This window comes from Pseudomonas fluorescens (genome assembly GCF_018614775.1).
GTDB lineage: Bacteria > Pseudomonadota > Gammaproteobacteria > Pseudomonadales > Pseudomonadaceae > Aquipseudomonas > Aquipseudomonas fluorescens_BY.
In genome coordinates, this window is record NZ_JAGGOF010000091.1 from 1 (window position 1) to 14,716 (window position 14,716).

Genomic DNA, 14,716 nt, shown 5'->3' on the forward strand with positions numbered 1-14,716 from the left:
GTTTTGTTTGATAGGAGCAAGGCTTGCCTGCGGTGAAGTCAACGCAGTCGTTAAGAAGTGTGGCGCCTGTATCGCGAGCAAGCTTTGCTCCCACAACTGCTGCCACACCACATGGGGTCGTTGAATCAGGCCAACACCGTCCACAACGCAAACCCGGCATACCAGAGCACCGCCGCACGCAACAGCAATTCCCACAGCCGATCCAGGCTGTTGAGGCCATCCGGCCCGGCCACGGGCTTGGGAATCTCGCCGGCCACCAGTCCGACCCTGTCGATGAGGTCGGCGGCGCTGATGTTCCAGTTCAACAACTCATGCAGCATGACCCGGCTGACCGCGACGAAGTTGCCCACCAGGGCGAAGCTCGCGGCGAGCAAGCGCACCGGCACCCAATCGAACGCATGGCGCATTTGCCCGGCCCGCTCGGCGACACCGGGATTCTGGCTGTGCTCGGCGGCCAGCGCCAGCAGTCGATAGCTGAGGGCCGCGACCGGGCCTAGCAGGAAGTACCAGAAAATCACCGCAAAAAAGCTCTGGTAGGCCTGCCAGAGCAAATACCCCTGGACCCGCTCCAACAATTGATCGCCGTCATCGGCTTCGATGCCCAGGTCGCGCTTGGCCACATGGGCGGCCGCTTGCAGGTCTTCACGCCGCCAGGCATCGCGAAACGGCCCCAGGCCAGCCAACAGATCGCCGCGCCCCAGGCTGTAAATCACCACCAGCAGGTGCACCGGTAGCGCCAGCAAGCCATAGGCCACCGGCTCCAGCACCCACAGTAGCAACGCCAGCAGCGCCACCGGCAGCAGTACCATCACGATCAGCACCAGCCAGGGCCGGGTGGCCCACCGTGGGCCCGTCCCGAGCCTGTTCAATTCGTGCAGCCAACCACCGTCGCGCTGGACCCGCTGGCGCAAGGCCGAGAATTTCTCGATCCAGACCGTCAGCAGCAACACCAGAAAACTCATTGTCCTTCCCCTTGTGTCAGGGCCGCACGGTAGCGCACCCAGTCGAATGCCGGTCCCGGATCAGTCTTGCGCCCCGGAGCGATGTCGCTATGTCCACAGATGCGCTGCAGCGTGATTGCTCTGAAAGCCGCTTGCAACTGCCGCGTCAATGCCAGCAAGGCGGCATATTGGGCATCGGTGTAGGCCAGATCATCGGTGCCTTCCAGCTCGATGCCCAGGGAAAAATCATTACAGGTCTCGCGCCCCTCGAAACACGAGACGCCCGCATGCCACGCCCGGTCCAGACAGGAGACAAACTGAGTGACGGCACCGTCACGTTCAATCAGGAAATGCGCAGAGACGCGCAGGTCGGCAATACCGGCAAAGTAAGGGTGTTCTGTGACATCCAGGCGATTCTGGAAGAACTCCTGCACCTTGCCCGTCGCGAATTGGGCCGGTGGCAAGCTGATGTTGTGGATCACCAGCAGGGAGATTTCGCCCTCGGGGCGCGCATTGAAGTTGGGCGAAGGGCAATGACGCACGCCCTCGCACCAGCCGCTCGCGGAGTCCAACTGCATACAGGTTCCTTCGGTGACGACATTGAATGCCGCCAGTATGCCGTGATCGGGCGACGCGATCACTTGCCGCGATTGAGCTGACGCAGATTGCCCAGCACCGACTCCAGCGCCCGGTCGAACAGCAGGGTATCGTCCAACAGGCGCGCCGCCCCCCGGCGGAACGCCAGGGCCAGGCTGGTACGGCTGTGCTCCAGCACTTTAAGGCCGGTGCGGTTGACGAAGATGTATTTACCGGTCGCCTCGATGATCGCCGCCAGCTTGCAGCGCAAGGTGTTGTCATCATCCTCCTGGAACTCGACCCAACTGCCCAGGCGCAGCTGATCGACCTGGAGCAGGCCTACGTCGTCGACCGGCAAGCGCACCGCCGCACTGTCCGCTGGCGCCTTATGGGAGCCACGTAGAACGATTTTTTCCGACACTTCGACCATGACCGGCGAATCGGACGACCTGACCTGCTCCGTTGCCTGCCCCATGCGCTCCAGGGCCTGGACGTGCAGGACCTCCAGCTCGCTGAAAAAATCGCTGGTGGCAAATGGATCGAACGCCGAACGACTCAGGCCCTCACGCAAGGCCTTGAGCAGACCCGGAACCATCTCCAGCAAACGCAGGCCGGCATCGGGTTCATCATGGGGTTGGACGCTCCAGACCAGTCGTTCCAGGGTCAAGGCGTCTGCCTGCCACTCGGCCGAATACTTGCCGTGCTTGAAACAGGTCAACAGCAGCACCTGACTCCAGGCCTGCTGGACGAATTCCACCACCGCTTGCGGCAACACCTTGCCGAGCATGACGTGGTTCAACACCCCCTCGACCCGCAGGCGAGCCAGTTCGGCCTTGGCGCGCCCCTCTTCGGCATCACGGATGCGCTGTTCCAGCAGCTCGCTACGGCGGCGCTCATCACTGGTGAAAGCGAGGAAGTCGGCCAGCAATTCAGAAAAAATCGCCGGGTCGTCGACGTACTCATTCAACAGTCGCTGCACCACTTGCTCGATGCGCAGGTAAAGACTGTCGCGCTGGTGATCATCGCAATCTCCCCAGCCCATCGCCGCCGCAGCGATTTCGTTGAGTAGCCGGCGGGCGGGATGGTTACCGCGACTGAAGAAACTCTTGTCCTGAACCGCGACCTTGAGCATCGGGATTTGCAGACGGCCGATCAAGGCCTTGAAGGAATCCGGCAGGTTGTGGTCATCGAGGATGAACTCGAACATCATCGAGATCAGGTTGATGACGTCCTCATCAGCACCTTCGACCACTCGGGATTTGCCAGTCCTGACACTTACCCGGGTCAACAGCTGCTCCAACTGACCACGCAGGTCGAACTCGTCCTGCACCGTGGGCGCGGGCACGTACTGCTGCAGATGAGAGAGCAGCCGTAGCAGGTCTCGGGTGGAAATCGGCTGGGCCGGTGCGCTGGCTTCCAGGGTCGGCGCCACGCTGCCACGCACTTGCATCAACAGCTTCTGCAAGGAGACGAACACTTCCTGCACGCTGTCGTCGACTTCGGCAGCCATGGGCTTGGTTGCGACGTCGGCCTCGGGCCTGGGACTATCGTCGGGACGATCCGAAGCGCGCCGGGACGGCGCCGCCTTGAGCTCCGGCAAAATACCGGTGGCCACCAGCAACTGATTGGCCTCGGCGTAGAGCTGATCGCACTCACTGAGCACATAACGCTCGAACAGCTTGAGCAGGATCAACTTGACCTTGATCCCTACGCCCAGGTTGCGCCCGGCCTGCAGGAAGTTCTCACACAGCAACGCAGGGCTCAGGGGGTTATGCGGGTTCGCCAACGGCCGGGCCAGCAACGCACTGAGGCGCGCCGTCAATTGTTCTAGAGAAAGGCCATCGCGCCTGAGCACCCGGGTGACCATGGCTTCCACCGCCAGATGCCGTTCCAGTTCGTCGTGAGTGGGTTGGGACGGGGGGCCAGAGGACAGCACCGGCGCAAGGGTGGCCTGGGTGAGATCGTACTGGGCAAGCCTGACGAACGCCTCGAAAAACTGCTCGATAAATTCGCGCTCGATACTTTTGCGTTTCAGGCGCAAGTCCCGCATGGCTTCGAAGAACAGATTCTGTTCGATATCGTCGCGCGCGCGGTCGGCCATTTCGAACAACGTATCGTCGGCGTTATCGAACAACCCCTGCAAACCCAGGCGCAACTGTTGAGCGGCCTTGTCGCGAACCTGGAGCAGAATCACCGGCAGGCGCGGGAGCGGCGAGCGATTCGCCTGATCGGCAGATACCTTGTGTAAAGGCACCACATTCCCGTCGTTGTGCATCCTGATCTCCTGGCACGGTGTTCTTCGGCTGGCAACGTCAAATACATGACGTCAATCGAAAGGCGGATTATGTCCAAAAGGACGCTGTGGTACCAGCGCTACTCTGTGATGCGCCTCGAAATACCGCGCAACAAGTGACCCGGAAAACACGCAAATGTTGCGAGGAGGCGACCAAATGCAGGTTCGATCCGCCACATCCCAGCATGACGACAAAAGACGACATCAAAATGGAACAGTATTTGTGAGACTGGCCACCGGTGGCCCTATAATCGGGCCACTTTGTTTGTGGAGCCCGTTATGCCGAATCTACGTCTCGCCGATCTGACCGCCGAAATCGAAGCCAATGTGCGCCGTGCGTTGCTCGAAGACATCGGCAGCGGCGACATCACCGCGCAACTGATCCCCGCCGAACGCCTGGCCAAGGCCACCATCATCACCCGCGACGCCGCCGTCATCAGCGGCACGGCTTGGGTCGATGCGGTGTTCCGGCAACTGGACCCGCGTGTCGCGGTGCATTGGCAAGTGCGCGACGGCGACCGGGTGAGCCCCGACCAGGCGTTGTTCCATCTGGAAGGCCCGGCCCGCTCGCTGCTGAGCGGCGAGCGCAGCGCACTGAACTTCCTGCAAATGCTCTCGGGCGTCGCCACCCGGGCCCGCTACCTGGCCGATTTTGTCGCCGATACCCAGGTCAAGCTGCTGGACACCCGCAAGACCCTGCCCGGGCTGCGCCTGGCGCAGAAATACGCGGTCACCTGCGGCGGTTGCCACAACCACCGCATCGGCCTGTATGACGCGTTCCTGATCAAGGAAAACCACATCGCCGCCTGCGGCGGGATCGCCCAGGCCATCGCGGCCGCCCACAAGATTGCTCCGGGCAAACCGGTGGAAATCGAAGTGGAAAGCCTGGCGGAACTGAAAGAAGCCCTGGCGGCCAATGCCGACATCATCATGCTCGACGAACTGAGCCTGGATGACATGCGTGAAGCCGTACGCCTGAACGGCGGCAAGGCGAAGCTGGAGGCCAGCGGCGGGATCAACGAAAGCACGTTACGCCCGATTGCCGAGACCGGGGTGGACTACATCTCGATCGGGGCAATGACCAAGGATGTGAAGGCTGTGGATCTGTCGATGCGGCTCAGTCTTTGAGGGGCAGCTGCAAGCCTTGAGCTACAAGCTGCAAGCTGTTCCGTGCTTGGCTTGCAGCTTGCAGCTTGTAGCTGCTTTTAAACAACCAGATTATTCATCTCGCAGTATTCATCCCACTCCACACCCAGCACCTCGGCCGCTTCCTTGTGCAACGCAAGGCGTTGCGTCTCGAATTCTTCAGGCGTGCTGGTGTATTTGAGTGTCAGTTCCCAAGGCTGCAATCCCTGGGCTTCGGCCTCGTCCTCGAACGCCCATTGAAGCTGGTCTTTCTGGTCGTCAGCGCTCAGGTTCTTGATTTCTTCCAGTAACTGAGGCGTGTCCAGGGCGTATTGGCGCAGCGCTTCTTCGTGTCTGGCTTCTTGCGTCAGTTCTTTAGCGGTCATGTCGTTCTCGTTGATCGGAGGAATGGAGGATGGATCTGGATCATCAAGGATCTCTCTGCGCAGAAAACCGTTACAAGCCCGGTTTACCTGGCCTTCAGAACCATTCGGGGATCATCTGAAAACAATGCTGTGTGTCTTTCTGGGACAAGGAATCCTAGCAGACACGCAAGCGAGTGCAACAACCGGAACCAGATGGAACAGCACATTATTTGCCTGTTACAGTTTCGCGTTTCACACGTGCTACTTCGCCCCGTATAAATATTCGGGAATTTGATGGGTAAAACCTTCTCATTGACCATCCAGGAACATGCAACTATATTCAGTCGCAACACAAGAGCACACATGTCAAAAAATGAAAAGCTACTGGCAAAGCTACTCAACGGCCAAGGCACTTTCACCTGGTCAGAGCTTGTCACCCTGTTATGTCGCCTGGGTTACTCCCAACTGGAGGGCTCGGGCAGCCGGGTCAAATTTGAGAATGGGAACCCAAGTGCGATGATCAACTTGCACAAGCCGCATCCAGGCAATGAGCTCAAAGCGTACATACGTCGCCAAATCATCGAGCAATTGAGAGCGGGAGGCCTGATTCCATGAGCGCCCAGCTGCAATACCAAGGCTATATTGGCTCAATTGAAGCAAGCACAGAGGACAAATGTCTGTTTGGAAAGCTGCTATTCATTCGGGCACTGGTGAGCTATGAGGGGCAAACAGTGGCCGAGCTGGAAACAGCTTTTCGCGAAGCAGTTGATGATTATTTGCAGACCTGTCGCCATCTCGGGCAGGAGCCAGAAATACCCTGCAAAGGGTCGTTCAATGTCCGCATTGGGCACGACCTGCATCTGGCGGTAGCTTTGGCTGCGACCCGTAAAAATGTGTCGTTGAACGATTTGACACGCCAGGCATTAAGCGAATACTTACAGCATCACGCTTAAAAAGCCAAAAGGGCCTGGTGCCCGAGACAGGAATCGAACCTGCGACCTTCGCGTTACGAGTGCGCTGCTCTACCGACTGAGCTACACGGGCGGTGAGCTAACCTAGCATCGCGCCCTGTGGACAGGCAACCTGCGCCGCAGGGTTTTTCAAGCACACAGCAAAACGCCCCGAACCAGTCGGGGCGTTTGCTTGTTCAGCGCTCAGGCGACGGGGTGATTAAACGCCCGAAGCCTTGGCCGCTGCCACGTCCTTGATGGACAGTTTGATACGGCCGCGGTTGTCCACGTCCAGTACCAGCACTTCCACTTCCTGGCCTTCCTTCAGGATGTCGGTCACTTTCTCGACGCGAGCATCGCTCAGCATGGAGATGTGAACCAGACCGTCCTTGCCCGGCAGGATGTTGACGAAGGCACCGAAGTCAACGATGCGCTCGACCTTGCCGACGTAGATCTTGCCGATCTCGGCTTCGGCGGTGATGCCCAGGACGCGCTGACGTGCTGCTTCTGCCGCTTCCTTGGATTCGCCGAAGATCTTGATCGAACCGTCGTCTTCGATGTCGATCGAAGCCTTGGTTTCTTCGCAGATCGCACGGATGGTCGCGCCGCCTTTACCGATGACATCACGGATCTTGTCGGTGTCGATCTTCATCGCGATCATGGTCGGAGCGTTTTCCGACAGTTCGGTACGGGACTGACCAATGATCTGGTTCATCTGGCCGAGGATGTTCAGGCGAGCTTCCAGGGCCTGGCCCAGGGCGATCTCCATGATTTCTTCGGTGATGCCCTTGATCTTGATGTCCATCTGCAGCGCGGTGACGCCTTTGGCGGTACCGGCCACTTTGAAGTCCATGTCGCCCAGGTGGTCTTCGTCACCGAGAATGTCGGTCAGGACGGCAAACTTCTCGCCTTCCTTCACCAGGCCCATGGCGATACCGGCAACCGGCGCCTTCATCGGTACACCGGCGTCCATCAGGGCCAGGGAGGCGCCGCAGACCGAAGCCATCGAGCTCGAACCGTTGGATTCGGTGATTTCCGATACCACGCGGATGGTGTACGGGAACACGTCGGCAGCTGGCAGCATGGCCTGGACCGAACGACGGGCCAGACGGCCGTGGCCGATTTCGCGGCGACCGGCACCACCCATGCGACCACACTCACCGACCGAGAACGGCGGGAAGTTGTAGTGCAGCATGAACGGGTCTTTTTTCTCGCCTTCCAGGGTGTCCAGCAGTTGCGCATCACGGGCGGTGCCCAGTGTTGCAACGACCAGTGCCTGGGTTTCGCCACGGGTGAACAGGGCCGAACCGTGGGTCTTTGGCAGAACGCCGACTTCGATGTTCAGCGGACGTACGGTGCGGGTGTCGCGACCGTCGATACGTGGCTTGCCGTTGACGATGTTTTCGCGAACGGTGCGGTATTCGATTTCACCGAAAGCCGCTTTGACTTCAGCGGCAGACGGCTGGCCTTCTTCACCGGACAGCTTGGCAATGACCTGGTCTTTCAACTCGCCCAGGCGCGCATAGCGGTCAGCCTTGACGGTGATGGTGTAGGCCTGAGAGATCGCTTCGCCGAACTCGGCGCGGATCGCGCCCAGCAGTTCGGTGGCTTCAGCTTGCGGCGCCCAGGTCCAGGTTGGCTTGGCGGCTTCGGCGGCCAGTTCCTTGACGGCGTTGATCACCACCTGGAACTCGTCGTGGGCGAACAGCACGGCGCCCAGCATCTGGTCTTCGGTCAGCTCCTTGGCTTCGGATTCAACCATCAGCACGGCTTCGGAAGTACCGGCAACAACCATGTCCAGGCTCGAAGCCTTCAGTTGCTCGTAGGTCGGGTTCAGCAGGTAGCCGGTGCTTTCGTGGAACGCGACGCGGGCAGCGCCGATCGGGCCATCGAAAGGAATGCCGGAGATCGCCAGCGCAGCCGAGGTACCGATCATCGCAGCGATGTCCGGATCAGTCTTCTTGCTGGTGGAAACGACGGTGCAGACAACCTGCACTTCGTTCATGAAGCCTTCCGGGAACAGCGGACGGATCGGACGGTCGATCAATCGGGAAGTCAGGGTTTCTTTCTCGGAAGGACGGCCTTCGCGCTTGAAGAAACCGCCAGGGATCTTACCGGCAGCGTAAGTCTTTTCCTGGTAGTGAACAGACAGAGGGAAGAAACCCTTGCCTGGATCAGCTTGCTTGGCACCGACAACGGTCACCAATACGCTGACGTCGTCGTCAACGGTGACCAGCACTGCGCCGGAGGCCTGACGGGCGATACGGCCAGTCTCGAGGGTAACGGTCGACTGACCGAACTGGAATTTTTTGATTACCGGGTTCACGGTGTCCTACCTTCTTTGTGGCTCTTGGGGAAACTGTCTTCTTTCGAAATTCTTGGGCAATGTCGGGAATCGGCCCAACGCCTGTCCAGGGTAAACGCGTATCCAGATAAAACTTGAGGCTGGGAGCCTGCCCTGTGCCTGCGGAAACCCGCTGACACACGGCAAACAACCAACCTCATAGCGCAATCGCTTATTAGCGACGCAGACCCAGGCGACCGATCAGAGTCTGATAGCGACCCAGATCCTTGCCTTTCAGGTAGTCCAGCAGCTTACGACGCTGGTTTACCATGCGGATCAGACCACGACGGGAGTGGTGATCCTTACCGTTGGCCTTGAAGTGACCTTGCAGTTTGTTGATGTTGTGGGTCAGCAGTGCAACTTGCACTTCTGGCGAACCAGTGTCACCAACAGCTTGCTGGTAGTCAGCAACGATTTGAGCTTTTTCTTGAACGTCGAGAGCCATGAGGCAATCCTTTTATCAGGAAACTGTTTCAGGGAAACAGCTTCAACAGGCCAGGGACAAATCCCTGTATCTATAAATGAGTAGTGACCGTGCCTGTTAACAGCCACACTCGCCAACCTGCTTTTACCCAGGCTGGTTTCCGGTCATTCCGACCGAATCAGTCGACGCGGCGCAATGCGCCCGTCTTCGCTCACTTCACCGATACCGATGAAGCGACCGTTGTGATCCTGTACCCGGACCATGCCGAACTTCGGGGCATCCGGGGCACGTACCGGCTGGCCGTTGAGCCAGTAGAACGCGCTGTGTTCCGAGAACTGCAACAGCGGCCAATCCAGCAGCCCGCTGTCCGAGGGCATCAGGAAGCGGTCGACCGCTTCGTTGCCGCCTTCGGCATGGACCGCTTCGAGTTCTTCCAGCGTGACCGTCTGGGCCAACGTGAAGGGCCCGGCCTGGGTCCGTCGCAATTCTGCCACGTACGCACCACAGCCCAACTGCTCACCGATATCTTCCACCAGGGTGCGGATATAGGTGCCTTTGCTGCAATCCACGGCTAGCCGCGCAGTATTGCCGCCAAAGGCCAGCAATTCCAAGCGCGCAATAGTAACAGAACGCGGTTCACGCTCCACTACTTCACCTGCACGGGCCAGTTTGTACAACGGCTGCCCATCACGCTTCAGGGCTGAGTACATCGGCGGTATCTGACTGATTTGCCCACGAAATCCCGGCAGCACCGCTTCGATATCAGCCTGACCAACGGTTACCGGACGTTCGAGTAGAACCTCTCCTTCGGCGTCCGCCGTGGTGGTGGTCTTGCCCAGTTGCGCCAGGGTTTCATAACCCTTGTCGGAGTCCAGCAGGTACTGGGAGAACTTGGTCGCCTCGCCAAAGCACAACGGCAGCACGCCGGTGGCCAGTGGATCAAGGCTACCGGTGTGCCCGGCTTTCTCGGCATTGAGCAGCCAGCGAACCTTCTGCAACGCGGCGTTGGAGGTGAACCCCAGCGGCTTGTCGAGCAGGATGATGCCGCTGACGTTACGGCGGATACGTTTGACCTGAGCCACCGATTACTCCTTGGAGTCTTCGGGTTCAGCCGCGTGCTGGCTGTCTTGAGCCACCGCGCGCTCGATCAGCGCCGACAGGTGGGCGCCCCGCACGACGCTTTCGTCGTAGTGGAAGTGCAACTGTGGAACGCTGCGCAGCTTCATTTCACGGGCCAATTGCATCCGCAGGAACCCGGCGGCCGCGTTGAGCACCTTGATGCTCTGGGCGATTTCCTCGGCGCCATCCTGGCCCATCACCGTAATGAAAATTTTCGCATGACCGACGTCACGGCTGACTTCCACAGCGGTAATGGTGACCAGGCCGACGCGCGGGTCTTTGATTTCGCGACGGATCAGTTGGGCCAGCTCACGCTGCATCTGATCGCCGATTCGTTGGGTACGGCTGTATTCTTTTGCCATGTCTTGTTACCTGTTACTGCCCCACGGGAAACCCGCAAGGTCTGAAAGCGGCAAACGCCCGGCCTGACAAAAGCCAGACCGGGCGTTGCGTTTAGAGTCCGCCAGCGCGGCAGCGCATGTTCATGCGGCTGCCGGTTGCGGCTCTTGAAGCATGCGAGTCAGAGGCTGCGAGCAACCTGGACCTTCTCGAAGACTTCGATCTTGTCGCCCACCTTGACGTCGTTGTAGCTCTTGACGCCAATACCGCATTCCATGCCGGCACGTACTTCGGAAGCGTCATCCTTGAAGCGACGCAGCGATTCCAGCTCGCCTTCGAAGATCACGATGTCTTCACGCAATACACGGATCGGACGGTTACGGTGAACGATACCCTCGATCACCATGCAACCGGCGATGGCACCAAATTTCGGCGAGCGGAACACGTCGCGAACTTCGGCGATACCCAGGATGTTTTCCCGAACGTCGCTGCCCAGCATACCGGTCAGGGCTTTCTTGACGTCTTCGATGATGTCGTAGATCACGTTGTAGTAACGCATATCCAGACCTTCCTGCTCGACGATCTTGCGCGCGCCGGCATCGGCACGCACGTTGAAGCCGAACACTACTGCGTTGGAAGCCAGTGCCAGGTTGGCGTCGCTCTCGGTGATACCACCGACACCGCCGCCGACCACGCGCACTTGCACTTCGTCGTTGCCCAGGCCATTCAGAGCGCCCTGCAAGGCTTCCAACGAACCACGGACGTCGGATTTGAGGACGATGTTGAGCGTCTTCTTCTCTTCCTGGCCCATGTTCTCGAAGATGTTTTCCAGCTTGCCGGCGTGAGCGCGAGCCAATTTGACTTCGCGGAACTTGCCTTGACGGAACAGAGCCACTTCACGGGCTTTCTTCTCGTCAGCCACAACACTCATCTCGTCGCCAGCGTCCGGGGTACCGTCCAGGCCGAGGATCTCGACCGGGATAGCCGGGCCAGCTTCCTTGATGGGCTTGCCGTTCTCGTCGAGCATGGCGCGCACGCGGCCATAGTTCGAGCCAACCAGCACCATGTCGCCCTGACGCAGCGTACCGTCCTGAACCAGGACCGTGGCCACCGGGCCGCGGCCCTTGTCCAGGCGCGATTCAACCACGACACCACGGCCAGGGGCCGACGGAGTGGCGGTCAGTTCGAGCACTTCGGCCTGCAGCAATACCGCTTCGAGCAACTCGTCGACGCCGGTACCCATCTTCGCCGAGACCGGTACGAATGGAGTGTCGCCACCCCACTCTTCGGAAGTCACGCCGTGCACCGACAGTTCGCTGCGGATGCGATCGAGATCAGCGCCCGGCTTGTCGATCTTGTTCACCGCAACCACCAGCGGCACGCCAGCTGCCTTGGCATGCTGAACGGCTTCGATGGTTTGTGGCATCACGCCGTCGTCCGCCGCCACCACCAGGATCACGATGTCGGTCGCCTTGGCACCACGGGCACGCATCGCGGTAAACGCGGCGTGACCCGGGGTGTCGAGGAACGTCACCATGCCGCGGTCGGTTTCAACGTGGTAGGCACCGATGTGCTGGGTGATACCGCCAGCCTCACCTGCCGCAACCTTCGCACGACGGATATAGTCGAGCAGGGAGGTTTTACCGTGGTCGACGTGGCCCATGACGGTCACGACCGGTGCACGAGAAACCGCCTCACCTTCAAACTTCAGGGACTCGGCCAGGGAATCTTCCAGGGCGGTGTCGCTGACCAGGGTCACTTTGTGGCCCAGTTCTTCAGCAACCAGTTGGGCAGTTTCCTGATCCAGTACCTGGTTGATGGTGGCTGGTGTGCCCAGCTTGAACATGAACTTGATGATTTCTGCAGCCTTGACCGACATCTGCTGGGCCAGATCGCCCACAGTGATGGTCTCGCCGATCTTCACTTCACGCACGACAGGGCCGGTTGGGCTCTGGAAACCGTGGGCGTTGCGTTTCTTCAGCTTGGCCTTGCCGCGACCGCCGCGACGGAAGCCGTCGCTCTCTTCGTCGGTGGTACGTGGCGCAACACGAGGTGCCGGCGCCTTTTCCTTGACCGAGGCACGATGCGGCGCGTTCTTGCGATCGCTATCACCACCACCGCCACCGCCACGACGGTTATCGTCGGCACGAGGCTTGTCCGGACGACGTTGTTCGTCGCGCTTGCGGGCATCCGCCGCAGGAGCCGGGGCGGCTGCCAGGACCGGTGCGCTTTCACGCACAGGCTCGGCTGCCGGGGCAGGCGCCGCAACGGCGTCGACCGAAGCGGCTTGCGCTGCAGCAGGCTGGCGACGCGCTTCTTCTTCGGCGCGACGCTTGGCTTCTTCTTCAGCCTTCTGACGTGCAGCATTTTCTACTGCGCGACGTTCTTCCAGTTCGCGCTTGCGCTCGGCTTCGATTTCTTCCGGGCTGCGTTGTACGAAGACTTTCTTCTTGCGTACTTCAACACTGATGCTTTTGCTACCGGCAACACGCAGGGTGCTGGTGGTTTTACGCTGCAGAGTGATCTTGCGTGGTTCTTCCACTTTCGCCTTGTGACTGCTCTTCAAGTGAGTCAGCAGGGATTGCTTCTCACTGTCAGTCACATGTTCCTCGGCGGCGGTGTGCGGCAGACCTGCCTCACGCATCTGCTGCAACAGGCGCTCTACCGGTGTTTTGACCTCATCGGCCAGTTGTTTCACCGTGACTTGCGTCATGCACTTCTCTCCTCAGGCCGCGCCTAATTATTCGAACCAGTGGGCTCGGGCGGCCATGATCAACTTGCCGGCACGATCATCGTCAATGCCGTCGATGTCGAGCAGATCGTCAATAGACTGCTCGGCCAGGTCTTCGCGGGTAATTACGCCGCGCACCGCCAGTTCCACCGCCAGATCCTTGTCCATGCCCTCAAGCGAGAGCAGGTCTTCGGCCGGGTGGGCGTCTGCCAGCTTTTCCTCAGTAGCGATGGCTTTGGTCAACAAACGATCCTTGGCCCGAGCGCGAAGCTCGTTGACGATTTCTTCGTCAAAGCCGTCGATGTTGAGCATCTCCTCCACCGGTACGTAGGCAATCTCTTCCAGGCTGGTAAAGCCTTCATCCACCAGCACCTGCGCCAGTTCTTCATCGACCTCAAGCTCTTCGAGGAAGTTGCGCAGGATGTCGCCGGTTTCAGCTTGCTGCTTAGCCTGGATGTCCGATTCGGTCATCACGTTCAGGGTCCAGCCAGTCAACTGGCTTGCCAGACGCACGTTCTGACCACCACGACCAATGGCCTGAGCCAGGTTGTCGGCGCCAACGGCGATGTCCATGGCATGGGCATCTTCGTCGACGATAATTGCCGCCACTTCAGCAGGCGACATGGCATTGATCACGAACTGAGCCGGGTTATCGTCCCACAGGACAATATCCACACGCTCGCCGCCCAACTCGCCGGATACGGCCTGGACACGCGAACCACGCATGCCGATGCAGGCGCCTTGCGGGTCGATGCGTTTGTCCTTGGAGCGGACCGCGATCTTGGCACGCGAACCCGGATCACGGGAGGCGGCCATGACTTCGATCAAGCCTTCAGCAATTTCCGGCACTTCGATACGGAACAACTCGATCAGCATTTCCGGCGCGGTACGCGACAGGATCAGCTGCGGGCCGCGGTTCTCGGTGCGGATTTCCTTGAGCAGCGCGCGCAAGCGCACGCCAACCCGGAAAGTTTCACGGGAAATGATGTCTTCACGAGCCAGCAACGCTTCGGCGTTGTTGCCCAGGTCGACGATCACGTTGTCGCGGGTCACTTTCTTCACGGTGCCGGAGATGATTTCCCCGAGGCGCTCGCGATAGGCGTCGACCACTTGTGCACGCTCGGCTTCGCGAACTTTCTGCACGATGACCTGCTTTGCAGTCTGTGCAGCAATCCGGCCGAACTCGATGGATTCGATTTTTTCTTCAACGACATCACCGACCTTGGCGCCCGGATGCGTTTCTGCAACCTTGCTCGGCCAGGTTTCGATAGCCGGATCGTCCAGGTCAGCTTCCTCGACCACCGTCCAGCGACGGAAAGTCTCGTAGGCACCGGTGTGGCGATTGATTTCCACACGCAAATCAACTTCGTCTTCGAACCGCTTCTTGGTAGCAGTGGCCAGGGCCAGCTCCAGCGCTTCAAAAATCACGTTAGCCGGTACGCCTTTTTCATTGGATACCGACTCAACAACCAGCAGTACTTCTTTGCTCATCGTACGCCTCGCCTTTCG

The 14,716-nt window shown here is 59.6% G+C and carries 13 protein-coding genes and 1 tRNA gene; 3 read left to right on the forward strand and 11 right to left on the reverse strand.

What is annotated here, in order from left to right; genetic code table 11:
• Positions 1-125: 125 nt before the first annotated feature.
• The 3 genes from ampE to J7E36_RS21135 are packed head-to-tail and all read right to left on the reverse strand — an operon-like array spanning position 126 to position 3,792.
• Positions 126-962, reverse strand: coding sequence for a regulatory signaling modulator protein AmpE (gene ampE, locus J7E36_RS21125; protein WP_215007355.1), 837 nt, complete (start codon positions 960-962; stop codon positions 126-128).
• Entirely contained in the window at positions 959-1,519 is a 561-nt protein-coding gene (gene ampD, locus J7E36_RS21130; RefSeq protein WP_215007445.1) for a 1,6-anhydro-N-acetylmuramyl-L-alanine amidase AmpD, read from the reverse strand. The genes ampE and ampD overlap by 4 nt, the downstream gene beginning before the upstream one ends.
• A gap of 59 nt (positions 1,520-1,578) precedes the next feature.
• Positions 1,579-3,792: a DUF1631 domain-containing protein gene (locus J7E36_RS21135; protein WP_215007358.1), complete on the reverse strand. Its 2,214-nt coding sequence runs from the start codon at positions 3,790-3,792 to the stop codon at positions 1,579-1,581.
• A 297-nt stretch (positions 3,793-4,089) separates the two neighbouring features.
• Here J7E36_RS21135 and nadC point away from each other — a divergent pair, with 297 nt between their 5' ends.
• Positions 4,090-4,938: a carboxylating nicotinate-nucleotide diphosphorylase gene (gene nadC / locus J7E36_RS21140; RefSeq protein ID WP_215007361.1), complete on the forward strand. Its 849-nt coding sequence runs from the start codon at positions 4,090-4,092 to the stop codon at positions 4,936-4,938.
• A gap of 77 nt (positions 4,939-5,015) precedes the next feature.
• Here nadC and J7E36_RS21145 read toward each other — a convergent pair whose 3' ends face one another.
• Complete coding sequence (locus J7E36_RS21145; RefSeq protein WP_215007364.1) at positions 5,016-5,321, reverse strand: DUF6388 family protein; 306 nt, start codon at positions 5,319-5,321, stop codon at positions 5,016-5,018.
• A 342-nt stretch (positions 5,322-5,663) separates the two neighbouring features.
• Between J7E36_RS21145 and J7E36_RS21150 the strand changes: the two genes are divergently transcribed.
• Positions 5,664-5,915 (forward strand): type II toxin-antitoxin system HicA family toxin, encoded by a 252-nt coding sequence (locus tag J7E36_RS21150; protein WP_215007368.1) that lies wholly within the window; start codon positions 5,664-5,666, stop codon positions 5,913-5,915.
• Positions 5,912-6,253, forward strand: a complete 342-nt coding sequence (locus J7E36_RS21155) for a type II toxin-antitoxin system HicB family antitoxin (protein WP_215007371.1) — start codon at positions 5,912-5,914, stop codon at positions 6,251-6,253. Before J7E36_RS21150 ends, J7E36_RS21155 begins: the two co-directional genes overlap by 4 nt.
• Positions 6,254-6,268: 15 nt before the next feature.
• Here the strand turns inward: J7E36_RS21155 and J7E36_RS21160 are convergent.
• The 7 genes from J7E36_RS21160 to nusA form a co-directional block, all read right to left on the reverse strand.
• Positions 6,269-6,344, reverse strand: a tRNA-Thr gene (locus J7E36_RS21160).
• A 126-nt stretch (positions 6,345-6,470) separates the two neighbouring features.
• Positions 6,471-8,576 carry a polyribonucleotide nucleotidyltransferase gene (gene pnp, locus J7E36_RS21165; RefSeq protein ID WP_215007374.1) on the reverse strand — a complete coding sequence of 702 codons (2,106 nt, stop codon included), beginning with the start codon at positions 8,574-8,576 and terminating at the stop codon, positions 6,471-6,473.
• Positions 8,577-8,769: 193 nt separating this feature from the next.
• Positions 8,770-9,039 carry a 30S ribosomal protein S15 gene (rpsO, locus tag J7E36_RS21170; RefSeq protein WP_003177875.1) on the reverse strand — a complete coding sequence of 90 codons (270 nt, stop codon included), beginning with the start codon at positions 9,037-9,039 and terminating at the stop codon, positions 8,770-8,772.
• A 143-nt stretch (positions 9,040-9,182) separates the two neighbouring features.
• Positions 9,183-10,100 (reverse strand): tRNA pseudouridine(55) synthase TruB, encoded by a 918-nt coding sequence (gene truB / locus J7E36_RS21175; RefSeq protein WP_215007377.1) that lies wholly within the window; start codon positions 10,098-10,100, stop codon positions 9,183-9,185.
• A 3-nt stretch (positions 10,101-10,103) separates the two neighbouring features.
• Positions 10,104-10,499 (reverse strand): 30S ribosome-binding factor RbfA, encoded by a 396-nt coding sequence (rbfA, locus tag J7E36_RS21180; protein ID WP_215007380.1) that lies wholly within the window; start codon positions 10,497-10,499, stop codon positions 10,104-10,106.
• A 158-nt stretch (positions 10,500-10,657) separates the two neighbouring features.
• The gene (gene infB / locus J7E36_RS21185; protein ID WP_215007383.1) at positions 10,658-13,189 is read right to left on the reverse strand and encodes a translation initiation factor IF-2; all 2,532 of its coding nucleotides are present in this window, start codon (positions 13,187-13,189) and stop codon (positions 10,658-10,660) included.
• Between the two features lie 27 nt (positions 13,190-13,216).
• Positions 13,217-14,698 (reverse strand): transcription termination factor NusA, encoded by a 1,482-nt coding sequence (gene nusA, locus J7E36_RS21190; protein ID WP_215007386.1) that lies wholly within the window; start codon positions 14,696-14,698, stop codon positions 13,217-13,219.
• Positions 14,699-14,716: the final 18 nt, after the last annotated feature.

Coding starts and splice junctions, on each gene's coding strand:
- nadC (WP_215007361.1), top strand. CDS start 4,090: ATGCCGAATCTACGTCTCGCCGATCTGACCGCCGAAATCGAAGCCAAT.
- ampD (WP_215007445.1), bottom strand. CDS start 1,519: ATGCAGTTGGACTCCGCGAGCGGCTGGTGCGAGGGCGTGCGTCATTGC.
- nusA (WP_215007386.1), bottom strand. CDS start 14,698: ATGAGCAAAGAAGTACTGCTGGTTGTTGAGTCGGTATCCAATGAAAAA.
- J7E36_RS21150 (WP_215007368.1), top strand. CDS start 5,664: ATGTCAAAAAATGAAAAGCTACTGGCAAAGCTACTCAACGGCCAAGGC.
- rpsO (WP_003177875.1), bottom strand. CDS start 9,039: ATGGCTCTCGACGTTCAAGAAAAAGCTCAAATCGTTGCTGACTACCAG.
- rbfA (WP_215007380.1), bottom strand. CDS start 10,499: ATGGCAAAAGAATACAGCCGTACCCAACGAATCGGCGATCAGATGCAG.
- infB (WP_215007383.1), bottom strand. CDS start 13,189: ATGACGCAAGTCACGGTGAAACAACTGGCCGATGAGGTCAAAACACCG.
- ampE (WP_215007355.1), bottom strand. CDS start 962: ATGAGTTTTCTGGTGTTGCTGCTGACGGTCTGGATCGAGAAATTCTCG.
- J7E36_RS21135 (WP_215007358.1), bottom strand. CDS start 3,792: ATGCACAACGACGGGAATGTGGTGCCTTTACACAAGGTATCTGCCGAT.
- J7E36_RS21145 (WP_215007364.1), bottom strand. CDS start 5,321: ATGACCGCTAAAGAACTGACGCAAGAAGCCAGACACGAAGAAGCGCTG.
- J7E36_RS21155 (WP_215007371.1), top strand. CDS start 5,912: ATGAGCGCCCAGCTGCAATACCAAGGCTATATTGGCTCAATTGAAGCA.